The sequence below is a fragment of the Streptomyces sp. NBC_01304 genome (genome assembly GCF_035975855.1).
Taxonomy (GTDB): Bacteria; Actinomycetota; Actinomycetes; order Streptomycetales; family Streptomycetaceae; genus Streptomyces.
In genome coordinates, this window is the sequence record NZ_CP109055.1 from 1647021 (window position 1) to 1672574 (window position 25554).

Here is a 25554-nt window from a genome sequence, read left to right on the forward strand (position 1 = left end):
CAGATATTGCGGAGGATGGCGCTCCGAGCATCACTTTCATCCTGCGCTCACGGCCCTGGCCTGAATTGCTCCTACGTCACCGGCGCCATCGCAGGCGCAACGCCATCTGTTCGGTGACCGCCTCGATATCACCGGCCCTGGTGGCGTCTGCTCCCGGTGCGGGCTGGTGATCGTTGCCCGGCCCCGCGCTCCGTTGCCGTATGAGCGCTGAAGTTGTCGCGTGACCCGGGCGGGCCCGGCCTACCGCCGAGCCCGCCATGTCGGCTCCATGCCGGAGCCGGAGCCGGAGCCGGAGCCGGACCCGCGTCACGCCTGTCAGCGCTGCTGTGTCAGCAGACCTGGCCGGTAAGGCAGGAGGCCGTAGTCGCCGCCGGAGTTGGGGCTGCGTCCCTGGTAGAGCAGCTGCAGATTGCAGGGATCGACGGTCATGGTCTGATCGGCGCCGGTGCGGAGCAGTTCGCCATGGCTGATGTCGTTGGTCCAGGTGGCACCACTGTTGGCCTTGCCGGCGAAGGGGTTGCTCTCGGTCGCGGCCTGCGGTGTCCATGAGCCGTTCAGGCTGGTGGCCGTGAACGAGCGGAAGTAGCGGCCCTGCGAGCCGATCGCCTCGACGATCATGAGGTAGCGGTTCTGGCCCTGGAGCTTGTAGACCTGCGGGGCTTCGAACAGGTTGTTCATCGTATCGCTCATGATCGTCGTGTACGACGAGCCGAAGCTGCCCGGGAAGTTCCCTATCGGCATACTGGCCCGGTAGATCTTGCCGTTGTCACCGGCGAAGAACAGGTACATGTTCGTCCCGTCACCGATGAGCGTCTGGTCGATGGGTCCTGTTCCGGAGCCGCCGATGCTTCCGGAGAAGAGCTCGTGCGGTGCTGACCAGCCGTTCGGGTTGGTGGGGTCGCTCGACGTCCGGTAGGAGAAGGCGGTCGCGCCCCACTGGTAGGTGAGCACCCAGATGTTCTTCGGCGCGAAGTAGAAGAGCGTGGGCGCGACGGTGGAGGATGACATCCCGTTCTGGCCGGCGGAGGCCATCTCCGACCAGTTGGTGAAGAGGTTGAAGTTCATGGAGCCCCAGCTCGTGCCCGTATCGTGCGTCGTCGCGTAGACGAGCTGCTTGCCGTTGTAGGGGACGACGGTGAAGTCCTTGAGCGAGACCCATCCCGGCTTGGGCTGCGCGAGCGCGCCCGTTGATGTCCAGCGGTACGTCGACGGAAGATCGCACGGGCCGGGGGGATTGCCGCTGCCGACCTTGACGAGCTGCCACTGCTGGTTGGTGCCGCCCCAGTCGTCGTACTGGACGATGTTCGCGTTGTCGGCGGTGGAGGCGCCTTGTACTTCGAGGGCCTTGTCGCTGTGGCGCGCGATGAACCTCACGTAGCCGTCCGAGCTGTCGGCCAGCCGCCACTGCTGGTTGGTGCCGTTCAGGTCGGCCCACTGGACGATCGCGCCGCCGTTGGCGGTGGACCGGTTCTGAACGTCAATGACCTTGCCGGAGTGGCGGGACTTGATGCGGTAGTTGCCGCCGCCGGAGTCGACGAACTGCCACTGCTGCTGGTTCTGATCGTTCCTGGTCCACTGGGTGATGCGCGCGCCGTCGTTGGTCGCCAGGTTGTAGACGTCCAGGGCCTTGCCGCTGTTGCGGTTGACCAGCACGTACCAGGCGTTGGTGTCGACGGTCGCCGCGGCGGCGGGCTGGGCGCCGAGGAAAGTGGCCACGAGCAGCAAGGGCGCAAGGACGGCAAGTAAGCGTCTCAGGTGCAGCAGGGACGGATGGCGAAACCACATCAGAGGACCTCCTGGGGGCGGGGGTGGGGGGTGAACCTCGATGGACCGCGGAGCGGCCGCGTCGGGGGCAGAGGCGGAAATAGCTGTCCGGCCTTCAGCCGTCCCAGCTGACGGCCGGTTGTGACGACTGCGGCAAGTTCATTCTCGGAAACTTTTCGGAAGATTCTCATCTTCTTCGACGCCACAAGCTAGGAACGTGAGGCCTCCCGGTCAAGACCTACCACCGATCTGTCCACAAAGAGCGCCCCCGATTGGGGCTTGACAGGCATGTCGCGCCGACCGGAAGCTCTCTGAAAGTTTCTGAACCAGTTCGCCGGCGCATCTTCAACTGCCGCACGAGTCACACCTGTTGACGACCGCCCTGTGCGTCATTACTGTCCGCCTCGAATCTTCGGCCTACCGACCGCTGTTCGATATTTCGAATGGGAGCGCTCCCAGCGCCCGTCGCAATTTCCGCTCCTTCACTTCCCATCGACACAGGAGCCCCTCATGCCCCCCACCCCTTTGTTACGCCACCCCAGACGCCTCGCCGCCTCCCTGCTGACGGGTTCCCTCCTCGTCGGCGGCCTCCTGACCACGCCCACCGCGGCAGCCGCCCCCTCCACGGCGGCGGCCACGGCCGTACGCGTCAACCAGGTCGGCTACCTGCCCGACGGCCCCAAGCGCGCCACCGTGGTCACCACGGCGACACAGTCGCTCACCTGGCAGTTGCGCGACGCGTCCGGGACGGTGGTCGCCTCCGGTGCGACCGTCCCGCGCGGCGCGGACACTCCCTCCGGCCAGTCCGTCCAGGTGGCCGACTTCTCCTCGTACCGAGGGTCCGGCTCGGGATACGTCCTCGCGGTCGACGGCAGCGGCAGCGTTCCCTTCGACATCCGCGCGAACCTGTACGACGGTCTGCGCACCGACGCGATGGCGTTCTTCCACCACCAGCGCAGCGGCATCCCCATCGACGCCTCCCTGGTGGGCTCCGCCTACGCGCGGCCCGCCGGACACCTCGGTGTCGCGCCCAACAAGGGCGACACTTCCGTCCCATGCCAGGCAGGCGTGTGCGACTACACCCAGGACGTCAGGGGCGGCTGGTACGACGCGGGCGACCACGGCAAGTACGTGGTGAACGGCGGCATTTCCACCTGGCTGATGGTCAACTCCTTCGAGCGGGCCGAGCGGGCGGGCACGGATGCGGCGCTCGGCGACTCGACCCTGCGGGTCCCCGAACGCGGCAACGGCGTACCCGACGTCCTGGACGAGGCGCGCTGGGAGCTCGACTTCCTGATGCGGATGCAGGTGCCCGAGGGCAAGCCGTACGCGGGCATGGCGTTCCACAAGATCCATGACGCGGCCTGGACCGGCATGCCGATGCGCCCCGAACAGGACGCCCAGCCCCGCGAGTTGCACCGTCCGTCCACGGCGGCGACCCTCAACCTCGCAGCGGCCGCGGCCCAGTGCGCCCGGGTCTTCAGGCCCTACGACGCCGCGTACGCCGACCGCTGCCTGTCGGTCGCCCGCCGGGCCTGGACGGCGGCCCGGGCCAACCCGGCCATGTACGCGCCGGATTCGGACAGCACCGGCGGCGGCGCCTACGGCGACACCCAGGTCACCGACGAGTTCTACTGGGCGGCGGCCGAGCTGTACGCCACGACCGGCGAGAGCGGCTACCGGGACGCGGTCACCGGCTCGTCCTGGCACACTTCGCCGACTGCCTTCTCCGCGTACGGCTTCGGCTGGGCGGACACGGCCGCGCTCGGCCGGCTCACCCTGGCCACCGTCCCGAGCGGTCTGCCCGCAGCGGACCGGGACCGGGTCCGGTCCTCGGTGACGGCAGCCGCCGACGGCTACCTGTCCCGGATGGCCGCCCAGGGCTACGCGGTGCCCGTCCCGGCGGACGGCTACTTCTGGGGCTCCAACGGCGAAGTGGCGGGCGACGCGATCGTCCTGGCCGTCGCCGGGGAGCTGACCGGCAACGAGCGCTACCGCACCGGCGTACTGGAGACAATGGACTACCTCCTTGGCCGCAACGCCCTCGGCCAGTCCTACATATCCGGCTACGGCGAGACGTCCTCGCAGAACCAGCATCACCGCTTCTGGGCCCACCAGTTGGACGCCTCGCTGCCCCATCCTCCGGCGGGATCGCTGGCGGGCGGGCCCAACAGCGGACTCCAGGACCCGGTGGCGGAAGAGAAGTTGGCCGGCTGCGCGCCCGCCGCCTGCTACATCGACGACATCGGCTCGTACTCCACCAACGAGGTGGCCGTCAACTGGAACGCCCCGCTGGCCTGGCTCGCCGCCTACGCCGCCGAGCGGACCTCTACCGGCGAACCACCCACCGCCGCCTGCGCGGTGACGTACAAGACCGACAGCGTCTGGAGCGGTGGCTTCACCGCGACGGTCTCCGTCAAGAACACGGGCCCGGCATCCGTGGAGGGATGGAAGCTGAGCTGGTCCTACCCGGCCGGCCAGCGCGTCACGAACGCCTGGAACGCGACCGTCACCCAGAGCGGCACCGCCGTCGTCGCCCGCGACGCCGACTGGAACCGCACGATCGCGAGCGGTGCGACAGCGAGCTTCGGAGTCCAGGGGACGTACGCCGGGACCAATCCCTCCCCCACGGCCTTCGCGCTCAACGGGAACGCCTGCACCTGATCCATGGTCGGCCAGGCCCGGGCAGACGTCGTCCCGCTTCCATGACCGCGATGTCCGGTGATCCCGTGCTGCCCGGCTTCCGGCCGGCCCGTCCCGTCCCGTCGTCCATCCGTTCGTCTGCCGAGCGGGAACGGACGACCCATTCCCCTGCACTTCAGTCCTTCCGTGATTTCTACCCTGGAGGCACAGTCATGGCTTCGCCTGCCAATCCCCCACCCGCCGTCCGCCGGAAGTTCGGTGGTCTGCTGATAGCGCTGGTCGTCGGCGTCCTCGGTGCGGTCGTCGCGCCGGTCTCGGCGCCGACCGCACACGCCGCCGAGAGTGCGGCCGAGAGCACGCTCGGCGCCGCGGCGGCGCAGAGCGGCCGCTACTTCGGCACCGCCATCGCCTCGGGCAGGCTGGGCGACTCGGCGTACACGACGATCGCGGGCCGCGAGTTCAACTCGGTGACGGCCGAGAACGAGATGAAGATCGACGCCACCGAACCCCAGCGGGGCCAGTTCAACTTCACCGCCGGTGACCGCGTCTACAACTGGGCGGTGCAGAACGGCAAGAAGGTGCGCGGTCACACCCTGGCCTGGCACTCCCAGCAGCCCGGCTGGATGCAGAGCCTCGGCGGCAGCGATCTACGCCAGGCGATGATCGGCCACATCAACGGCGTGATGGCCCACTACAAGGGCAAGATCGCCCAGTGGGACGTCGTGAACGAGGCCTTCGCCGACGGCAGTTCGGGCGCCCGGCGCGACTCCAACCTGCAGCGCACCGGCAACGACTGGATCGAGGTCGCCTTCCGCACCGCGCGCGCCGCCGACCCGGCCGCCAAGCTCTGCTACAACGACTACAACATCGAGAACTGGAGCTGGGCCAAGACCCAGGCCGTGTACGCCATGGTCCGCGACTTCAAGCAGCGCGGCGTGCCGATCGACTGCGTCGGCTTCCAGTCGCACTTCAACAACGACAGCCCTTACAACAGCAACTTCCGCACGACCCTGCAGAGCTTCGCCGCCCTCGGCGTCGACGTGGCCATCACCGAACTCGACATCCAGGGCGCCTCGGCCACGACCTACGCCAACGTGACCAACGACTGCCTGGCCGTCGCGCGCTGCCTCGGCATCACTGTCTGGGGTGTGCGCGACACCGATTCCTGGCGACCGGAGCACTCACCGCTGTTGTTCAACGGCGACGGCAGCAAGAAGCCCGCGTACACCGCCGTCCTCAACGCACTCAACGGCGGCTCCACGCCCCCTTCGGGTTCCGGACAGATCAAGGGCGTCGCTTCGGGCCGCTGCCTGGACGTGCCCGGCGCCGGCACCACCGACGGCACCCAGCTCCAACTGTGGGACTGCCACAGCGGCACCAACCAGCAATGGACCCCCACCGCCGCGGGCGAGCTGAGGGTCTACGGCAACAAGTGCCTGGACGCCGCCGGCACCGGCAACGGCGCCAAAGTCCAGATCTACAGCTGCTGGGGCGGCGACAACCAGAAGTGGCGCCTCAACTCCGACGGATCCATCGTCGGCGTCCAGTCGGGCCTCTGCCTCGACGCCGCCGCGAACGGAACCGCCAACGGCACCCTGATCCAGCTCTACTCCTGCTCGAACGGCAGCAACCAACGCTGGACCCGCACCTGATGGCATCTGCCACAGAAGAAAGGGTGAACCGATGAAGACCTACGGTGCGGCTTCCCCTGCCCCTCCACGACGACTTCGCTGGTGGTCCCGGGTCGCCGCCGTGGTGGCGGCGACCCTCGCGATCGGCATGCTCGCCGTGGTGAATCCATCGCCCGCCCAGGCGGCGACGGTGGACACCAACGCCTGGTACGCCCTGGTCAATCGCAACAGCGGCAAGGCGCTGGACGTCTCCGGCACGTCCACCGCCGACGGCGCACGGGTCAGCCAGTGGACACGCCACGACGGAGCCAACCAGCAGTGGCAGTTCGTGGACTCCGGCGGCGGCTTCTACCGGCTCAAGGCCCGGCATTCGGACAAGGTTCTCGACGTGGCCGGCGCCTCGACCGCCGACGGTGCCGCGATCCAGCAGTGGGCCGACCACAACGGGGCCAACCAGCAGTTCCGCCTGGCCGACTCCGACGCGGGCCACGTCCGGCTGATCAACCGCAACAGCGGCAAGGCGGTGGAGGTGCAGGGCGCCTCCACCGCCGACGGCGCAGGCGTCGTCCAGTACAGCGACTGGGGCAGCGCCAACCAGCAATGGCAGATGGTCAAGCTGTCGTCCGGTGGCGGCGAGGCATGCGGCAGCGCCCCGACTCTGGCGAGCGGTACGCACACGATTCAGAGCGGTGGCAAGAGCCGCAGCTTCGTCCTCAGAGTTCCCGCCAACTACGACAACAGCCACCGCTACCGGCTCATTTTCGCGTTCCACTGGCGGGGCGGAACCGCCGGCGAGGTCTCCTCGGGCGGCACGAGCGGGACCGCCTGGTCCTATTACGGCCAACAGGAACAGTCGAACAACACCGCGATCCTCGTCGCCCCCCAGGGCCTCGGCAACGGCTGGGCCAATTCGGGCGGTGAGGACATCACCTTCGTCGACGACATGATCCGGCGCATCGAGGGCGGCCTCTGCGTCAACCCGGCACAGCGTTTCGCCACGGGATTCAGCTGGGGCGGCGGCATGAGCTACGCACTCGCCTGCTCCCGGGCGAACGTCTTCAGGGCCGTCGCGGTCATGTCCGGCGGCCAGATCAGCGGATGCAGCGGCGGCACCCAGCCCACCGCCTACTTCGGAATCCACGGCATCAGCGACAACGTCCTCAACATCGCGCAAGGACGGTCCCTGCGCGACAAGTTCGTCGCCAACAACGGCTGCACCGCCCAGAACCCGCGTGAGCCCGCACCGGGCAGCCGAACGCACATCACCACCACCTACTCGGGCTGCCGTGCCGGGTACCCGGTCCAATGGGCAGCGTTCGACGGAGGCCACGTACCCGGTCCGGTCGACGGCTCCCCCGACGAAAGCGGCGTCACCACCTGGACCAAGGCAGAGATCTGGAGGTTCTTCGCACAGTTCCAGTGATACGCCCGCACCATGGAGTGGAGCCAGGATGATCCTGGCTCCACTCCGTCGACGTCTCTCCCAGGTTGAAGGGCAGAGCGTACGGAGCAGGGCTTGACCGGGGGCGCCCGAAGGCATGTCCTACAGTTTCCGGAAGACATCCGTAGTTCTTTCGGATGGAGATGTCGACGGAGGTGGGGAACATGGCCGGGGCAGGCTCCCAGCGCAGGACGGCCACGCAGAGCCCGGAGGGGCCGGCCAAGGTGACGATCACCGAGATCGCACGGGAGGCCGGGGTGTCCGTGCCCACCGTCTCGCGGGTCGTCAACGGCCGCTCCGACGTCTCGCCCGCCACCCGGGCCCGGGTCGAGGACCTGCTGCACCAGCACGGCTACCAGCGCCGGACGACGGCGCCCGGGGCCCGGGCGGCCCTGCTCGACCTGGTCTTCAACGACCTGGACAGCCCCTGGGCCGTGGAGATCATCCGAGGCGTCGAGGAGGTCGCGCACGAGGCGGGAATGGGCACCGTGGTCTCCGCGATCCACGACCGGGCGGGCGATGCGCGGCAGTGGATGACCAATCTGCGGGCCCGCGCCTCCGACGGCGTGATTCTCGTGACGTCGGTCCTCAGCCCGGTGCTGCACGACGAGCTGCGCCGCCTGGGCGTGCCCTTGGTGGTGATCGATCCGGCCGGGTCCCCTGCGCTCGACGTGCCGACCGTCGGCGCCACCAACTGGGCGGGCGGGATGGCCGCGACCGAGCATCTGCTCGCGCTGGGGCACCGGCGGATCGGGTTCATAGAAGGCCCGCCGCGGCTGCTGTGCTCACGCGCCCGGCTCGACGGCTACCGGGCGGCCCTGGACGTGGCGGGCGTGCCGGTCGACGACAGCCTCATCGTGCCCGGCGACTTCTACCACGAGTCCGGATTCACCGGCTGCAACAGGCTGTTGGACCTGGCCGAGCCACCCACCGCCGTCTTCGCCGCCAGCGACCAGATGGCGCTCGGCGCGATCGAGGCACTGCGCAGGCGTGGCCTTCGGGTGCCCGAGGACATGAGCGTCGTCGGCTTCGACGACCTGCCGGAGGTCCGCTGGTCCGCGCCGCCGCTCACCACCGTCCGCCAACCCCTGTCCGACATGGGCAAGTTGGCGGCCCGCGCCGCTCTCGATCTCGCACGGTCGGTCGCACCCGCGTCGCCACGCATCGATCTGGCGACGGAACTGGTGGTCAGGGCGAGTACTACGGCCCCGCGCGGCGCGTAGCGCACCGGCATCCCCCGGGGGTGTCAACGGCCTTTTTCGTTAAGGCCGTTGACACCCCCGCCTCATGTCCGTAACTTCCGTGGCCATCTCCCGATAATTTTCGGATCACTTCCGGAAGGTGCGCCATGCCAGCCTCCGATCTCTCCCGCCGCCGTTTCCTGGGCGCCGTCACCGTGGCCGGTCTGGGCACCGCGGTGCTCACGTCCTGCGGAGACTCCGACTCCGGCGGCACGGACAGCCAGGGCAGGACCGTCGTCGAGTGGTGGCACATCCAGACCACCGAGCCCGGCAAGACCCTGTGGCCCGCGCAGGCCAAGGCGTTCGAGAAGGCGAATCCCAAGATCAAGATCAAGCTCGTCGCGCTGGAGAACGATGCGTTCAAGTCGAAGATGACGGCCCTGACCAGCTCGGGGAAGCTGCCCGACCTGTACAACACCTGGGGCGGCGGCGTCCTCAAGCAGCAGGTGGACGCCGGCCTCACCGAGGACCTCACCGACCTCGTCAAGGACTGGATCGACGACCTCGTGCCCGCCTCCCGCGAGGCGTACGAGTTCGACGGCAGGACGTACGCGATCCCGAACGACATCGGCGCCGTCGGCTTCTGGTACAACAAGGCGCTCTTCAAGAAGGCCAAGATCGAGAACCCGCCCGCCACCTGGTCCGAGTTCCTCGACGCGGTCGAGAAGCTCAAGGCCGCCGGGATCACCCCGCTCGCCCTCGCCGGCAAGGAGAAGTGGCCGGGGATGTACTACTGGGCGTATCTGTCGATCCGCATCGCCGGCGTCGACGGGATGCAGAAGGCCGCCGACGCCAAGGACTTCACCGGCGACGACTTCGTGAAGGCGGGCGAGCAGCTGCAGGCGCTCGTCGACCTGAAGCCGTTCCAGAAGGGCTTCCTCGGCGCCGCGTACCCGGGCCCGACCGGCCAGGGCGCCACCATGGGCAACGCCAAGGCGGCCATGGAGCTGATGGGCCAGTGGGCGCCGAATGTGCAGCAGTCGGAGGGCAAGGGCCTCGGCGACGACCTCGGCTTCTTCCCCTTCCCGGCCGTCGAGGGCGGCAAGGGGAAGCAGACCGACGTGTTCGGCGGAGGCGGCGGCTACGCGGTGCGCAAAGGCGGGCCCAGGGAGGCCGTCGAGTTCCTGAAGTTCTTCGTCAGCGCCGCGACCAACCGCACGCTTGTCAAGGAAGGCGGGATGATCCCGGTGAACAAGGACGCCCAAGACGCCCTCACCGACCCCAACATCAAGGCCGTCTCCGACTTGCTCAACGCCACCACCGCCTTCCAGCTCTACCTCGACCAGGCCTACCCGCCGGCCGTCGGCCAGGAGATCAACGACTCGGTGGCCGCCCTCATCGCGGGCTCCAAGTCCCCGAAGGACGTGGCCAGTTCCATCACACAGGTAGCCAAGAGCCAGTAAATGACGATGACTTCGACCCAGATCGAGGACGCACGCCCCACCCTGGGCAAAGAGCCGCCGGTCGGCCAGGTGGAGAACCGGCGGCCTCTTGCCCGGCGGATACGCGACTGGCTGACCGCCTTCCTCTTCACCGTCCCCGGGCTGATCCTGTTCGGCCTGTTCGTGGTTCTCCCGATCCTGTACGCGGGATACGTGTCCTTCTTCAACTGGGGTGGTTTCGGGTCACCTTCGGACTTCGTGGGCCTGGACAACTTCGGCCGACTGTTCCAGGACCCGGTCTTCCTCGGCGACCTGTGGCGCGGCCTGCTCCTCGTGGTGTTCTCGCTCGGCCTGCAACTGCCGTTCGCGCTCGCCATGGCCGTCCTCCTCAACCAGAAGCTGCGCGGCCGCGCCTTCTACCGGATGCTGTTCTTCGCCCCGTTCGTACTCTCCGAAGTCATCACAGGCGTCCTCTTCGGCATGATCTTCGCGCCGGACAGCGGGCTCGCCGACAAGGTGCTCGGCGCGATCGGCCTCGACGGCGTCGGCGGCCTGTGGTTCGCCGACCAGGACACGGTCCTGGCGACCCTCTTCCTGGTCATGACCTGGAAGTACTTCGGGTTCCACATGATGCTCCTCCTGGCGGGCCTGCAAGGCATCCCGCCCGAACTCACCGAGGCCGCCCGGATCGACGGGGCGAACGCCTGGCAGCGGTTCAGGAACGTCACGCTGCCCCTGCTCGGCCCGACGATCCGGATGAGCATCTTCCTGTCCGTGATCGGCGCGATCCAGCTCTTCGACCTGGTGTGGGTGGTGACGCAGGGCGGCCCCGACCACCGGTCGGAGACGATGGCGATCACAATGTTCCAGTTCGGGTTCAAGCGCTACCAGATGGGCTATGCCGGCGCGATCTCGATCGTCATGTTCCTCATCAGCCTCACCTTCGCGGTCCTCTACCAGCGCTATGTGCTGCGCCGCGACACCGAAGGAGCCCTGACGAACATGCGAGGCCCCCGATGAAGGCACAGACAGCCCGGACGGCACAGACGGCTCCTGCCGCGCCACCTGCCGTGACCGCACGGGACGCCGCACGTCGGCGCAGGGTGCGCTCGTTCCCCCTGTACGTGATCGTGTGGGTCATCGGTGTCGTCATGGTGACGCCCTTGCTGTACGCGCTCATCTCCGGCTTCAAGTCCACCGATCAGCTCTCCGGCAACACCTTCGGCCTGCCCTCGCCGTGGGTGACGGAGAACTACTCGGCGATTCTGCAGGACAGCGCGTTCTGGCGTGCGCTCGGCTCCTCCACGCTGATCGCCGTCGGGACGACACTCCTGACGGTCTCCGTGGCGGCGCTCGCCGCGTTCGCCCTCGCCCGGTTCGCGTTCCGCGGCCGGGAGGCGCTCTTCATGATGTTCACGGCCGGACTGATGTTCCCGTTCGCCGTGGCGGTCCTGCCGCTGTTCGTTCTCCTGCGCACCTTCGACCTGCTCGACAATCCGTGGGGGGTGATCCTGCCGCAGGCCGCGTTCGGCCTGCCCCTCACCATCGTCATCCTGCGCAACTTCTTCCGGGAGATCCCCGGCGAGCTGGAGGAGGCGGCCACCCTCGACGGCTGCTCGGCGTTCGGCTTCTTCTGGCGGATCCTGCTGCCCATGGCACGGCCGGCGCTCGGAACCGTCTCCGTCCTTGCCGTGGTGGCCAGTTGGAACAACTTCCTGCTGCCACTGCTCGTCTTCAGCGAACCCACCTGGTGGACGATCCCCGTCGGCGTCCAGCAGTTCCAGGGCCAGTACTCGGCCGACGTCGCCCGCATCTTCGCGTACCTCGTCCTGTCGATGGCGCCCGCGCTCGCCTTCTACGCCGTCGCCGAACGCCAGCTGATCGGCGGCATCACGATGGGCGCGACCAAGGGCTGACGGCCGCCCCGAACCACCTTTCACCGCTACGCACTTGAGGAGTTCCATGGTCAAGCCATGGCAGGACACCACCCTGCCCGCCCACGTCCGGGCGGCGGACCTGCTCGCCCGCATGACCGACGAGGAGAAGACCGCCCAGCTGACCAGCGTGTGGATCGGCGCCGAGCCCGATGGCAGCGGGGCGGGCGACGTCGCCCCGGGCCAGCACACCTACGCGGCCCGCAGTGCCGCCCTCGATGCACTCCTTCCCTACGGACTCGGCCACCTCACCCGCCCCTTCGGCACCGTGCCCGTCGAACCTGCCGAGGGCGCCGCCCGGCTCGCCGCACTCCAGCGCACGATCCGTGCCGGCAACCGGTTCGGCCTGCCCGCGCTCGCCCACGAGGAGTGCCTGACCGGGTTCACCGCCTGGCAGGCCACCGTCTTCCCGACCCCCCTCGCCTGGGGCGCCACCTTCGACCCCGCCCTGGTCACCGAGATGGCGCAGGCCATCGGTGCGTCGATGCGCGCCGTCGGCATCCACCAGGGACTCGCGCCCGTCCTCGACGTCGTACGCGATCCCCGCTGGGGCCGCACCGAGGAGTCCATCGGCGAGGACCCCTACCTCGTCGGCACCATCGGTACCGCGTACGTACGCGGCCTGGAGGCAGCTGGGATCGTCGCCACCCTCAAGCACTTCGCCGCCTACTCGGCGTCCCGCGCCGCCCGCAACCACGCGCCCGCGTCGCTCGGCCCCCGCGAACTCGCCGACGTGATCCTGCCCCCGTTCGAGATGGCGGTACGCGACGGCGGAGCCCGCTCCGTGATGCCCGCCTACAACGACATCGACGGCCTGCCGGCCCACGCCCATGCCGTACTGCTCACTCAACTCCTGCGCGACACCTGGCAGTTCACCGGGACCGTGGTCTCGGACTACTACGGCGTCTCGCTGCTCGAGGAAGCGCACCGGATCGCCGACGGCGAAAGCGGCGCCGCGTCGCTCGCCCTCGCGGCCGGCGTCGACGTGGAGCTTCCGGCGGCCCGCTGCTTCAGTACCACGCGTACGCTTCCCGAGGACCTGCTCGACCGGGCCGCGCTGCGCGTCCTCACGCAGAAGTGCGAACTGGGGCTGCTCGACCCCGACTGGGAGCCCGTCACGGGCGACGCGCCCGTCGACCTGAACCCGGCGCACACGCGGGAGCTGGCCCGGAAGGTCGCCGAGGAGTCGGTCGTCCTGCTCGCCAACTCCGGGGCGCTGCCACTGAGCGACGGGCTGCGCATCGCCGTCGTCGGGCCGCTGGCCCATGAGCAGGCCGCCATGCTCGGCTGCTACACGTTCCCCCGTCACGTGGGCGTACACCATCCCGAACTGCCCACCGGCGTAGAGGTACCCACGCTCGCCGAGGCGCTCCGCGCGGAGTTCCCCACTGCCGCGTTCGTGGCCGACCCGGCGGACGCCGACCTCTGCCTCGCCGTGGTCGGCGACCGCTCCGGACTGTTCGGGCGCGGCTCGTCCGGCGAGGGCTGCGACACGGAGGACCTGGAACTCCCGTACAACCAGAGTGAGGTGCTCAACCGCGCGCTTGCCTCCGGGACGCCGACCGGCATCGTCGTGCTCAGCGGGCGGCCCTACGCGCTCGGCCGCTGGGCGGACCGGGCCGCCGCCGTCGTGCAGGCCTTCTTCCCCGGACAGGAGGGCGGCGCCGCGGTCGCGGGCGTCCTGTCGGGCCGCGTCGAGCCGACCGGCCGACTGCCGCTAGGCGTACCGCGCACCCCAGGCGGCCAGCCCGCCCCCTACCTCGCGCCGCCGCTCGGCCGGCACGGCTTCCCCAGCACCGTGGACCCGACACCCCTGTACCCGTTCGGACACGGCCTGTCCTACACCACGTTCGCCTGGGAGACCCCGCACTGCGAGAGCCCCGAACTGGCCACCGACGGCGAGACATCGATCCGGCTCACCGTCCGCAACACCGGCGACCGCCCCGGCACCGAAGTCGTCCAGCTCTACCTCCACGATCCCGTCGGCACCGTCGCCCGGCCCGAGGTCCGGCTCGTCGGCTACGCCCGGGTCCCGCTCGAGGCCGGAGCCTCGGCCGAGGTGCACGCCACGTTCCCGGCCGATCTCGCCGCGTACACCGGCGCCGACGGCCGCCGCGTCGTCGAACCCGGCGCCCTCGAACTGCGCATCGCCGCGTCCAGCGCTCACGCCCACCACACCGTGCCGCTCACCCTCACGGGTCCGGTACGAGAGGTCGGGCACGAGCGCCGGATGCGGTGCGAGATGCGGGTGAAGTAGCCGGCCCGACCAGCCAACAGCCCGACCCGCTCAGCGCAAGGTCAACCGCACATCCCCACCCCACAGTTGAGGAGACGCACCATGCGCACACCCCCACGCCGCACGAGAGCCGGCGCCTACGCCCTCGCGGCCACCCTGCTGCTCGGCCTCGCCGGAGCACCGGGTGCCGACGCGGCCACCGACCGCCGTCACCGGGCCACCACCCTCGACGACCTGGCCCAAAAGAGCGGCCGCTACTTCGGCTCCGCAGTCGACAACCCCGAGCTCGCCGACACCCCGTACGCCGACCTGCTCGGCACCGAGTTCGGCTCGACCACCCCCGGCAACACCATGAAGTGGGAGGCCACCGAACCCCAGCGCGGCGTCTTCAACTACGCAGGGGGCGACGAGATCGTCAACTACGCCCAGTCCAAGGGCCTTTCGGTGCGCGGCCACACCCTGCTCTGGCACAACCAGCTGCCGGGCTGGCTGACCTCCGGCACCTGGACCGCCGACGAACTCCGCTCGATCCTCAAGAACCACATCACGAACGTGGTCACGCACTACAAGGGCAAGGTCTTCGCCTGGGACGTCGCCAACGAGATCATGAACGAGGACGGCACGTACCGCGACAGCATCTTCTACAAGACCCTCGGCCCCGGCTACGTCGCCGACGCCCTGCGCTGGGCCCGCGCCGCCGACCCGAAGGTCAAGCTCTACCTCAACGACTACAACGTCGAGGCAACCGGCGCCAAGTCGGACGCGTACTACACGCTCATCAAGCGGCTCAAGGCCGACGGCGTCCCTATCGACGGCTTCGGCATGCAGGCCCATCTGGCGCTGCAGTACGGATTCCCGAACCAGATGCAGCAGAACATCCAGCGCTTCGCCGACCTCGGCCTCGACGTCGCCCTCACCGAGCTCGACATCCGCATGATCCTGCCGACCGACCCGGCCAAGCTCGCCCAGCAGGCCGACATGTACGGGCGGGTCACCGACGCCTGCCTGGCCGTGCGGCGCTGCGTCGGCATCACCGTGTGGGGCTACTCCGACCGACACTCCTGGATCCCGCCGGTCTTCCCGGGCGAGGGCGCGGCCCTGCCCTGGGACGAGAACCTCCAGCACAAGCCGGCGTACGACACGATCGCGGCGTCGCTCGCGGCCGCGGCACGGAAGAAGAAGGGCTGAGCAGCATGCGTGCATCAGGGCGCCACCGCGGCAGGCGTACGGGGGCGCTGACCGCGGTGACCGCCCTGATGGCGGCGCTCCTGACCGCCGCGCACCTCAACCCGGGGTTCCCCACCTTCGACCGGACCCAGAACACCCTCGTGGACTGGTTCCGCTGGCGGCTGTACGACGACACCGCCGCCCGCGACCGCCTCGCCGCCGACGCCACCGGAGACGGCACCCGCTGGGAAGCCGCCCTGGCCTGACGGCCGACGGCCGCAGCAATGCAGGCCTCGCGCCACCACTCACCCCCACCAGAGAGAGAAGCGCAATGACCGACAGATCTTCCACACGGCACACCCACCGACGCACCTCCCGACGCACGCGATCGGCGATCACCGTCGCGGCGACCGGCGCCCTGGCGGCAGCGGCCGCCCTGACGTTCGCACCCGCCGCGCAGGCCGCCGACACCCTCGGCGGTGCGGCCGCCCAGAGCGGCCGGTACTTCGGCGCCGCGGTCGCCCCCCACCTCGGTGAGGCGGACTACGAGTCCACTCTCAACCGGGAGTTCTCCAGCGTCGTCGCCGAGAACGCGATGAAGTGGGACGCCACCGAGCCGAGCCCGAATCAGTTCAACTTCAGCGGGGGCGACCAACTCCTCGACTACGCGCGGCAGCGCGGCAAGTTCGTACGCGGCCACACCCTGGTCTGGCACGCCCAGCAGCCCGGCTGGGTACAGGGACTGACCGGTGACGCCCTGCGCCAGGCGATGCGCAACCACATCACCAAGGTCGCCGGCCACTACGCGGGCAAGATCGACTCCTGGGACGTGGTCAACGAGGCGTTCGAATGGGACGGCAGCCGGCGCCGGTCCAATCTCCAGATGCAGCTCGGCGACGGCTGGATCGAGGACGCCTTCCGCACCGCGAGAGCAGCCGACCCCAAGGCCAAGCTCTGCTACAACGACTACAGCACCGACGGCATCAACGCCAAGAGCGATGGCATCTACCGGATGGTCAAGGACTTCCGCGCCCGGGGCGTACCGATCGACTGCGTCGGCTTCCAGAGCCACCTGGCCTCGAACTCCGACCTCGGCACCTACCGCCAGAACCTCCAGCGCTTCGCCGACCTCGGCGTGCACGTGCAGATCACCGAGCTCGACGTCGGCGGCTCCGGTTCGGCACAGGCCAATGTGTACCGGCAGGTCACCCAGGCGTGCGTGGCCGTCGCCCGGTGCAACGGCATCACCGTGTGGGGCGTCACCGACAAGTACTCCTGGCGGGCCCAGGAAACCCCGCTGCTCTTCAACGGCAACTACCAGAAGAAGGAGGCATATGGCGCGGTCCTCGCGGCGCTGAACAGCGCGGCGAGCTGAAGCCGGCCGGGGCCCGGCAGCCGCCCTGCCGGGTCCTGCGTCCGCATGAACACCGAACGACGTTCGATATTCCGTACGGCTCCATCGCTGCGCGGTGTTGCAGCGTCCAGCTCATGGCGTCCCCTTCCGACAAAGGAGCCCCGATGTCCAGACGACCAGGCAGACGCCTGCCCCACCTCCTCGCGGCGGCCGCGTTGGCGGTCACCGCTTCCATGACGGCCGCCGCCCACTCCACCGCCGCGGCCGCGCCGGGCAGTCCGGCACTCACCCCGCCGTTGGGCTGGAACAGCTGGAACAGCTTCGGGTGCGGGATCACCGAGGCTCAGGTTCGCCAGGCCGCCGACGCGATGGTGTCCTCGGGCATGCGGGACGCCGGCTACCAGTACGTGGTGGTCGACGACTGCTGGTTCGACCCGCAGCGTGACGCGGCGGGCAACCTGCGGGCCAACCCGACCAAGTTCCCCAGCGGGATGAAGGCGCTCGGGGACTACATCCACGGCAAGGGCCTGAAGTTCGGGATCTACCAGGTGCCGGGCGAGCGCACCTGCGCGCAGGGCAGCGGCGCCTATCCCGGGTCGACGGGCAGCAAGGGGCACGAGGCCCAGGACGCCGCCGCATTCGCCGCGTGGGGCGTCGACTACCTCAAGTACGACTGGTGCTCCTCCAGCGGCACCCGTGACGAGCAGGTCGCGCGGTTCACGCTGATGCGCGATGCCCTGCGCGCCACCGGGCGGCCGATCGTCTACAGCATCAACCCCAACAGCTTCCACGCCATCACCGGCGACAAGTACAACTGGGGCGAGGTCGCCGACCTGTGGCGGACGACCGAGGACCTGCTCGACATCTGGCAGAACGGCAACACCAACAGCTACCCGATGGGCGTCGGCAACGTCCTGGACGTCACCGCGCCGCTGGCGGCGCAGTCGGGCCCGGGACACTGGAACGACCCCGACATGCTGGTCGTCGGCCGTCCCGGCCTGTCCCTGACCGAGTCCCGCTCGCACTTCGCCCTGTGGGCGCTGATGAGTGCCCCGCTCATGGCCGGCAACGACATCCGCACCATGTCCGCCGACGTGAGCACGATCCTGCGCAACCCGCGTCTGCTGGCGGTGAACCAGGACCCCCTGGGCGCGGGCGGGCGCAGAGTGCGCGACGACGGCAGCACCGAGGTGTTCGCCAAGCCGCTGTCCGACGGCTCGGTCGCGGTGGGCCTGTTCAACCGGGGCGCCGGCGCGGCGACGGTCACCGCGTCGGCCGCGCAAGTCGGCCTGTCCGGTGGGCCGTTCACCCTCACCGACCTGTGGACCGGCGGCACGTCGAGCACGTCCGGGCAGATATCAGCGAGCGTCCCCGCGCACGGCGTCGCCGTCTTCCGGGTCACCGGCGGCAGCCCGCTCGCCACCACCACCTCGCGTCTGAGGGGCAACGCCTCCGGCCGCTGCGTGGACGTGGACAACGCCTCCACCGCCGCCGGGACCACGGCGCTGCTCTGGGACTGCCACTCGGCCGCCAACCAGCTGTGGACCACGTGGGCCGGCGGCGAGATCCGCGTCTTCGGCGACAAGTGCCTGGACGCCTACAACCAGGGCACCACCAACGGCACCCGCGTCATCACCTGGCCCTGCAACGGCCAGAGCAACCAGAAGTGGACCCTCGGTTCCGACGGGTCGATCCGCAACGTCCATGCCGGGCTGTGCCTCGACGCCAACGGGGCCGGCACCGCCAACGGAACACCGCTGGTCCTGTGGACCTGCAACGGCCAGGCCAACCAGAAGTGGACCCGCTCGTGAGCAACCGGGGCTTCAGGAAGGGCGTTTCGCGATGACGCGGACAAGATCCCTCTGATGGTCCGCCGTGGTCACGGTGCCGGTCCCCCTGAGCAGGGGGCACGGCACCGGGCCGCGGCCAGGGCGAGAACGCCCCTCGCAAGGCCTCGACGCACCGCATGCGGGGTCACCGCACCCCTCCGGGCCGCACAAGGAGAACTGCACATGGGTCTACCTCGACGCCGGCAACCCGGCCTGGGCGAGCGCGGCGACCATGGCCCGGCGCCTCGTGGACACCAGCCACAACGGCGACGGCTCCAACGGCCAGTGGTGCAACCCCCCGGGCCGCCGTATCGGCGCCCCCACCCAGCTGGGCGGAGGCGCCGAGATGCTCCTTCGGGTCAAGGTTCCGGGTGAGTCCGACAGCAACTGCGGTGCCGGAACCGGCTCTTCGGCCGGACGGTTCCGCCCTGAAGTCGCGCACAAGATGACCTACGGGTACTGATCCGGGACCGCTCGGGCGAAGTTCCGGTACGGGTTCAGGGGCGAGCGCCTTCTTCCAGCTTCTCGAAGAAGAACTCGTGCTTGAGGAAGGAGACGTCGTACTCGTGGCCGGACTGCGGCGGCAGCAACTGGGCCGCCTGGAACAGGCGCCACCCGTCGTGCAGCGCGGCGAGCCCGGTGGGGTAGGGCGGCTCGTCGCTGTCACCGGTCGTCGGACGGGTGCGGCCGGTCCCGTCGTAGCGGGACCAGCCCACGACGTGGGAGTCGAGTGCCGACGTCGAGAGGTAGAGGACCAGGACCTGCTGTCTCATGCGTGACTCCTCAGGGCCGGGCGGTTGCTGACGCGCGTGACCCAGTACTCGACGTCGAACGACTCATCACCGGTCAGGGCCCGCCACAGCAGGACCCGGTTGTAGATCTCGAGTCGGGCGGCGGCCTGTTCGTACCAGGGGAAGTACGTGTTGAGTTCCGCGGTCACCGCCGGGTCATGCAGGTCGGAGGTGTCCCAGAGCCGCACCTGTGGCACGGTCGGGTTGAGGCGAAGCTTGTACATGAAGCGACGGCGTGTGGTGTCGTTGCGGCGACCGCCGTGCCAGATGCCGTGGTGCAGGAGGACGACCGTGCCCGCCGGGCAGGTCAGACGCGTCTGGCCCCTGAGGTTCTGGACGCGGCCGACGTCCGTCTCGTTGATCCTGCGCAGATGACTGCCCGGCACGCTGAGCGTGCCACCCATCTCGGCGGTCACCTCGTGCGGGTAGTACATGAGTTGGATGTCGAACGCGTCGGGCCGTACGTCGATGATCGCGTCGCCGTGGAGGGCCTGCGCGTGTCCCTCGTGCGGCTCGCGCACATGGACCGCATGGTGGTCGACGGTCGGCTCGGGTCCGACCAGGCTCTCGACGGCGCCCGCGACGGCCGGCAGGCCGAGCAGCTCGTGGATGAAGTGGTCCTGCGCGAACGCCTTGCTCAGCTCGGTGCCGTAGGGCACGTCCGGCAGGCCCTCGGTCAGGGTCGTGATGGCCCGTTCGTTGATCTCCTGCGGCACCACTCCGTCCAGGCGCAGAAATCCCTGCGCGACGAAGCGCGCCGCCTGAACCGATGTCAGGAGTCGCTTGCTGGTTGGCATGCGACGAACGTACGTGCCCCGCATGGCTCGGTCGTGGGCTGGAATCGTCCAGTGCTGGTAATTTTCCGTCCTCATGGAACTCGTGACACTGCGGCTCGACGAGCCGCCCACCGTGGTCGACGCCGGCATCGGGGTACACGGCGTCTCCACCGACCACGACGTCTTCCGGCTGCCCGACCTGTGGCAGCTGCACCTCTACCACTACGAGGGCACCCTGTCCCTCGGACAGTCGCTCCACCCCATCCGGCCCGGCCATGTCAGCCTCGTGCCACCGAACACGGAGGTGTGCTTCCACTACCGGGGCAGGTCGGAGCACTTCTACGTCCATCTGCGGCTGTACGACGGCGGAACCGGACGGGTGGTCCCGGTCATGCAGGACGCCGCGGCCGAGAGCACGCGCCTCGCCGATCTGCTCCGGCACGCCGTCGCGGCCATGCCGACTTCTCCCGCGCGCGCCACCGCCGAGGTCTGGGCCGCCCTGTGGCGTGTCGCCGAGTTGCCGAGGAGCGACGGGGCCGGGCGCCACCATCCCCTCGTGGCCGCGGCGCAGGCCTACGTCGAGGAACACCTCGCGGGCCCGCTGTCCGTACCGGACGTCGCTCGCGCCGTCGGAATCTCCCACACCCACCTGACGCGTGTGTTCCGTGCCGCGACCGGCCACACGGTCGTGTCGTACATCCGGCACCGACGCCTTCAACGCGCCCGCCATCTCCTGCTGTCGTCCACCCTGTCCATCACCGCCATCGCCGCGGCGGTGGGCATCGCCGACCTCCAGGCCTTCAACAAGGCCTGCCGCCGCGAGCTCGGCGCGAGCCCGCGAGACGTACGCGGGGTCGGGCGTGCGGGAACCGGTCACGCGCTTCCTTAGAGGCTCCCCGCCCGCACCGGGCCGGTGCGCCTGTCCGAAGTCGTCGGCAACCTTTGTGCTTCCGGCGGTCACTCAGCAGTGCACCATCGGCTCGATCTTGCGGACGGACAGGAAATGAACACACTGAGGCAGGCCGCGCGGCAGCGCAGGCACAGACGCAGGCTCGTGCTGGGCACCACGTCGGCGCTGATCGTCGCGGGCGTTCTCGCCTACTTGGTCTTGGTGTTGCTGCCCGACCGCGGCGCCGATGCGGGGCCTGCCGCGGTCACACCGCTCGCCACCGCCGCCGCCGGCGAAACACGCACCCCGACCGCGAGCCCGACCGGCTCCCCCACGCCGACGGAAACCGCGACCGCCACGTCACCGCGACCGTCACCCGCTGACACCCCGCGGCCCCCGCGAAAGTCCGCCACGGCCTCGCAGGCAGGACGGATTGAACCGCACACCGCTTACCAGGGCGTCGCCACCGCCTACGAGGCCGGGGACGGAGACGGCGCCTGTCTGTTCGGCCCGAGCGCCGACCTCATGGTCGCGGCCATGAACACCACCGACTACGAGACGTCCAAGGCATGCGGCGCATACGTACGCGTCCGCGCGGCCAACGGCAAATCCATCACGGTACGGATCACCAACGAATGCCCCCTGCCCTGCGCACCGGGGCAACTCGACCTCAGCCAACAGGCATTCGCCAAGCTCGCCGACCTCAAGGTCGGCCGGATCCCCGTCACCTGGACCCTGCTGAGCCCCACTACCGCCGACACGATCTCCCTCCGGTACAAGACCGGCTCCAGCCCCCACTGGTGCGCCGTCCAGGCGATCGGCCACCGCAACCCGCTCGCCGGGCTGGAGATCCGCACCACTGGCGGCTGGCGCCAACTGCCCCGCACCGCCTACAACTACTTCATCTCCGCCGACGGCGGCGGGTGCGGCAGCGCGATCAGACTCACCGACATCTATGGCGAGCGACTGACCATCACCGGAATCGCGGTGCGGCCGAACGTCGTGCAACCCACCCGGGTCCAGTTCGCCCGACACTGACCCCATCGCCCGGCCAAGGCCGGTCTCAGCCCTTGATGGCTCCCGTGAGCATGCCCTTCTTGAAGTGCCGCTGCACGAACGGGGAGGCCACCGCGACGGGGATCAGCGCGAGGACCATGACGGCCATCTGCAGCGCCAGGCTGGAGAGTTCACCGGTACGCACGGCCTTCTGGAGGCCGGTCGGCGCTTCGGTGCCGTCCTGGACCAGCTGGATGAGCACGTTCTGCAGCGGCAGCATCTCCTGGTCGGTGAGGTAGATGGAGGCGTTGAACCAGGCACTCCAGTAACCGACCGCGTAGAACAGGGAGATGACCGCGTCACCGCCCGCGACAGCGGCAGGATCATGGTCAGCAAGATGCGCAGCTCTCCGGCCCCGTCGATGCGGGCGGACTCGATGAGCTCCGGGGAGATCCCCATGAAGAAGGCCCGCAGGACCAGGATGTTGAAGACGCTCACCGCGCTCGGCAGGATCAGCGACAGATAGGTGCCGGTGAGGCCGAGCCCCTGCACGAGCAGGTACGTCGGGATGAGGCCGGCCCCGAAGAACGTCACCCCGCCCGAGACCATGATCGCGCGACTGACCTGGCCCCCGCCGAGCAGTTCCGTGTAGTTGATGAACGTGATGTCGCGGGGGATCACGACCAGGCCGCCGACCTGGTCGATCACCGGCTTCGGGGAGAGGCTGGTGACGATGACGATCCACAGCGGACCGAGTACGCCGAGGCAGCACAGGAGCAGCAGGCCGCCCTTGGCGGTGAGTCCCGTCTTGCTGGGCGGCTCCTCCCACACCGGTCGGGGCGGCGCCTTGAGGCTGCGGATGAGCGTGGTGTTGAGACCCGTCGTGATCACGTACCTCGGCTACAGCGGTGGCCGGGGGCTGCCCACGGACCATCTGCTCTTCCCGGGCCGCCGGGTACGCGCAGCTGATCGTCGGCAGCCGGAGCCAGGGACACGAGACGCCCGACCACGGCGAAGGCCCTGGCACCCAGTGGGTCGGGGGATTCATGACGCGTGGCATCGACGACCCCCGGCACCACTACTACCGGCGCCTCATCACCGATTGCGTACGCGCCGTGGACTGCGCCCGCGCCCTGCCGCACGTCGACGCGGAGCGCATCGTGGTGCAAGGCGGCTGCCAGGGCGGCGGTCTGGCCCTGGCCGTCGGCGGCCTCGCGGGTGACCAGGTCGCGGGTGTCCTCTCCGACGTTCCGTTCCTGTGCGACTTCCGGCATGCCGTGGATGCGGCGTCCGAGGGCCCGTACGACGAACTCACCAAGTACCTGCGCTGGCACACCCGGGAGCACCCGGAGCGGGTCTTCGCCACGCTCGACTACTTCGACGGCGCTCACTTCGCCGCCCGCGCCACCGCGCCCGCGCTCTTCAGCGTGGCCCTGATGGACCCAATCTGCCCGCCCTCGACGGTGTACGCGGCGTACAACCGCTACGCGGGCGCCAAGGACATCCGCGTCCGGCGGTACGCCGACCACGGCGGTGGATACGGATCGACACCGCGCGAGCACCTGCGCTGGCTGCACCGGACCGGACTCGCCCCCCAACCAGCCCTGACCGACGAGACGAAGGAGCCCTCAAGCGACGGACCTGATGCCGGGCTCTGCGAGCTGCCGTGCCGACGGGAACACTGGCCCTGCTGACGGCTTTCGGAGGCGTGCTCGCGCCCCCGGCGGCCGACGATTGCACGGCTGGACCGGCCGGCAGCACCAGCGCATACGCCGAATGCCCGGCCAGAGCCGGAGACTTCGAGTTCAGGTGGTGGCCCAGAGCGGCGGGATCTCAGACCCCGCCGGCGTGTGCGGCGACCGACAGCGGCCCACACCGTACGCCGCCATGCGATCGTCACCACGAAGTACCTGCCAAACGTAGAACCCGCAGGTGACCAAGATCCGGACCAGCCGCGCCCCAACAGTCGCCCGCATGCGCAGATCGCGCCCTTTTCCCGCAGGCCAACGATGGCGCAACTCGTGTACCACCAGCAGACGATGAACTTGCTGGTGAGCTACTCGGCGAAGAAGGTCGGGTTCTTCTGAGGGCACGAGGAGAGGTGCCTGAACCGGGCTTCTGCCCGTCGGGCGCCTTCCGTTCGGCCCACTCACAGTGGGGCCCGGGCACCGCCGCCGAAGAAGACTTGCCCCGGGCGTTGGGCCTACTCCTCCACAAGCAGCTTCTCCCGCAGCTGCGCCAGCGTCCGCGCGAGCAGGCGCGAGACGTGCATCTGCGAGATGCCGACTTCCTGGGCGATCTGCGACTGCGTCATGTTCCCGAAGAACCGGAGCAGCAGGATGCGCTTCTCGCGCGGCGGCAGGTCCGCCAGGAGCGGCTTGAGGGACTCGCGGTACTCGAGGGCCGCGTCCTCGGCGCCCAGGGTGTCCGCGACGGCCGGGGACTCGTCGTCCGTGTCCGGGACGTCCAGGGACAGCGTGGAGTACGCGTTGGCCGACTCCAGGCCCTCCAGGACCTCGTCCTCGGAGATCCCGAGTTTCTCGGCGAGCTCGTGCACCGTGGGGGAACGGCCGTGCTGCTGCGAGAGCTCGGCGGTCGCCGCGGTGAGGGCGAGCCGCAGCTCCTGCAGGCGGCGCGGGACGCGGACGGCCCAGCCCTTGTCGCGGAAGTGCCGCTTGATCTCGCCGACGACCGTGGGGGTCGCGTACGTCGAGAACTCGACGCCGCGCTCCGGGTCGAAGCGGTCCACCGACTTGATCAGGCCGATGGTCGCGACCTGGGTCAGGTCGTCCAGCGGCTCGCCGCGGTTGCGGAAGCGGCGGGCCAGATGCTCGACCAGCGGCAGGTGCATCCGCACCAGCTGGTTGCGCAGCTCCGCGTACTCCGCGCTGCCGTCGGGCAGCTTGCGCAACTCGACGAACATCAACTTCGCGCCGCTGCGGTCGTGCGGATCATGCCCGCGCCGCTGCTCGGTCCGAGACCGTGCCGACTCGACCGGTGACGACGGCCCGTGCCGCGCCGTCGCGTAGTCCGTCTGCGTGATCCGGTCACCTGACATCGAGGGAGAGTGAACCGGGTGAAGTCGTTGCTTCTGGAGTGGGTGCTCGGCCGCCATAAGGATCATGGCTTTCGCCGCGCTGAGACGACGTGGGTCCCCTGAAGACTGCGCGGCCTCGAATTCCGAGGTTGCCAGATTCACCAACGAGGACTCGGACAAGGGGTGATGTCGCCCCAGTGCCGCCGATGCCTTCTGGGCAGCAATCGCAAGCACGTCGTTCACGCTCTCCATCCGCTCGCGATCGCCCGCCGCTCGCGCCGAGGCGAACTCGGCCCGGCTCAGCGTGATGAGCGCTGCCAGCGCTGACGGGTGGTCGCTGCCGAGAAGTCGCACCAGCCGGCGCGCCGTGCGGCCGATCGCGTGGACGAACTCGTCCGCTGCGGCATCGCGGCCCTGCTGACGAGCCGACTCGGCCAGCACCG

Annotated in this window: 19 protein-coding genes and 2 pseudogenes; 16 read left to right on the top strand and 5 right to left on the bottom strand. The window is 69.4% G+C overall.

Annotated elements, in window-relative coordinates:
* Positions 1-315 precede the first annotated feature (315 nt).
* Positions 316-1785: a non-reducing end alpha-L-arabinofuranosidase family hydrolase gene (locus tag OG430_RS07280; protein ID WP_327351594.1), complete on the bottom strand. Its 1470-nt coding sequence runs from the start codon at positions 1783-1785 to the stop codon at positions 316-318.
* Between the two features lie 489 nt (positions 1786-2274).
* On the opposite strand from OG430_RS07280, the gene OG430_RS07285 reads away from it, so the two are divergent.
* The 13 genes and pseudogenes from OG430_RS07285 to OG430_RS07345 form a co-directional block, all read left to right on the top strand.
* Positions 2275-4428 carry a glycoside hydrolase family 9 protein gene (locus OG430_RS07285; protein WP_327351595.1) on the top strand — a complete coding sequence of 718 codons (2154 nt, stop codon included), beginning with the start codon at positions 2275-2277 and terminating at the stop codon, positions 4426-4428.
* A 191-nt stretch (positions 4429-4619) separates the two neighbouring features.
* The gene (locus OG430_RS07290) at positions 4620-6059 is read left to right on the top strand and encodes an endo-1,4-beta-xylanase (protein ID WP_327351596.1); all 1440 of its coding nucleotides are present in this window, start codon (positions 4620-4622) and stop codon (positions 6057-6059) included.
* Positions 6060-6159: 100 nt separating this feature from the next.
* Positions 6160-7461, top strand: coding sequence for an RICIN domain-containing protein (locus tag OG430_RS07295; protein ID WP_327358988.1), 1302 nt, complete (start codon positions 6160-6162; stop codon positions 7459-7461).
* Between the two features lie 182 nt (positions 7462-7643).
* On the top strand, positions 7644-8702 hold the full coding sequence (locus OG430_RS07300) for a LacI family DNA-binding transcriptional regulator (RefSeq protein ID WP_327351597.1): 1059 nt from the start codon (positions 7644-7646) through the stop codon (positions 8700-8702).
* A gap of 125 nt (positions 8703-8827) precedes the next feature.
* Positions 8828-10123 (top strand): extracellular solute-binding protein, encoded by a 1296-nt coding sequence (locus OG430_RS07305; RefSeq protein WP_327351598.1) that lies wholly within the window; start codon positions 8828-8830, stop codon positions 10121-10123.
* A 6-nt stretch (positions 10124-10129) separates the two neighbouring features.
* Positions 10130-11122: a carbohydrate ABC transporter permease gene (locus tag OG430_RS07310; RefSeq protein ID WP_327358989.1), complete on the top strand. Its 993-nt coding sequence runs from the start codon at positions 10130-10132 to the stop codon at positions 11120-11122.
* A gap of 131 nt (positions 11123-11253) precedes the next feature.
* Complete coding sequence (locus OG430_RS07315; protein ID WP_327358990.1) at positions 11254-12018, top strand: carbohydrate ABC transporter permease; 765 nt, start codon at positions 11254-11256, stop codon at positions 12016-12018.
* Positions 12019-12064: 46 nt separating this feature from the next.
* The gene (locus OG430_RS07320) at positions 12065-14293 is read left to right on the top strand and encodes a beta-glucosidase (protein ID WP_327351599.1); all 2229 of its coding nucleotides are present in this window, start codon (positions 12065-12067) and stop codon (positions 14291-14293) included.
* 81 nt (positions 14294-14374) lie between these two features.
* Positions 14375-15460, top strand: a complete 1086-nt coding sequence (locus tag OG430_RS07325) for an endo-1,4-beta-xylanase (RefSeq protein ID WP_327351600.1) — start codon at positions 14375-14377, stop codon at positions 15458-15460.
* A 5-nt stretch (positions 15461-15465) separates the two neighbouring features.
* On the top strand, positions 15466-15705 hold the full coding sequence (locus OG430_RS07330; protein ID WP_327351601.1) for a hypothetical protein: 240 nt from the start codon (positions 15466-15468) through the stop codon (positions 15703-15705).
* A 65-nt stretch (positions 15706-15770) separates the two neighbouring features.
* A complete protein-coding gene (locus OG430_RS07335; RefSeq protein WP_327351602.1) occupies positions 15771-16814 on the top strand; it encodes an endo-1,4-beta-xylanase in 1044 nt (347 codons plus the stop codon).
* A 143-nt stretch (positions 16815-16957) separates the two neighbouring features.
* Positions 16958-18604 (top strand): glycoside hydrolase family 27 protein, encoded by a 1647-nt coding sequence (locus tag OG430_RS07340; protein ID WP_327351603.1) that lies wholly within the window; start codon positions 16958-16960, stop codon positions 18602-18604.
* 199 nt (positions 18605-18803) lie between these two features.
* Positions 18804-19085: pseudogene (locus tag OG430_RS07345) on the top strand (glycoside hydrolase family 6 protein); the annotation flags it as partial.
* 34 nt (positions 19086-19119) lie between these two features.
* Here the strand turns inward: OG430_RS07345 and OG430_RS07350 are convergent.
* The gene (locus OG430_RS07350) at positions 19120-19395 is read right to left on the bottom strand and encodes a hypothetical protein (protein ID WP_327351604.1); all 276 of its coding nucleotides are present in this window, start codon (positions 19393-19395) and stop codon (positions 19120-19122) included.
* Complete coding sequence (locus OG430_RS07355) at positions 19392-20210, bottom strand: phytanoyl-CoA dioxygenase family protein (RefSeq protein WP_327351605.1); 819 nt, start codon at positions 20208-20210, stop codon at positions 19392-19394. Before OG430_RS07355 ends, OG430_RS07350 begins: the two co-directional genes overlap by 4 nt.
* A gap of 73 nt (positions 20211-20283) precedes the next feature.
* Between OG430_RS07355 and OG430_RS07360 the strand changes: the two genes are divergently transcribed.
* Entirely contained in the window at positions 20284-21078 is a 795-nt protein-coding gene (locus tag OG430_RS07360; RefSeq protein ID WP_327351606.1) for an AraC family transcriptional regulator, read from the top strand.
* Positions 21079-21192: 114 nt separating this feature from the next.
* Positions 21193-22116 carry an expansin EXLX1 family cellulose-binding protein gene (locus OG430_RS07365; RefSeq protein WP_327351607.1) on the top strand — a complete coding sequence of 308 codons (924 nt, stop codon included), beginning with the start codon at positions 21193-21195 and terminating at the stop codon, positions 22114-22116.
* 25 nt (positions 22117-22141) lie between these two features.
* Here OG430_RS07365 and OG430_RS07370 read toward each other — a convergent pair.
* Positions 22142-22965 (bottom strand): annotated as a pseudogene (locus OG430_RS07370) (carbohydrate ABC transporter permease).
* 17 nt (positions 22966-22982) lie between these two features.
* Between OG430_RS07370 and OG430_RS07375 the strand changes: the two are divergent.
* Positions 22983-23768, top strand: coding sequence for an acetylxylan esterase (locus OG430_RS07375; protein ID WP_327351608.1), 786 nt, complete (start codon positions 22983-22985; stop codon positions 23766-23768).
* 509 nt (positions 23769-24277) lie between these two features.
* Here OG430_RS07375 and OG430_RS07380 read toward each other — a convergent pair.
* Positions 24278-25363: an RNA polymerase sigma factor SigF gene (locus OG430_RS07380; RefSeq protein ID WP_442816697.1), complete on the bottom strand. Its 1086-nt coding sequence runs from the start codon at positions 25361-25363 to the stop codon at positions 24278-24280.
* Positions 25364-25554: the final 191 nt, after the last annotated feature.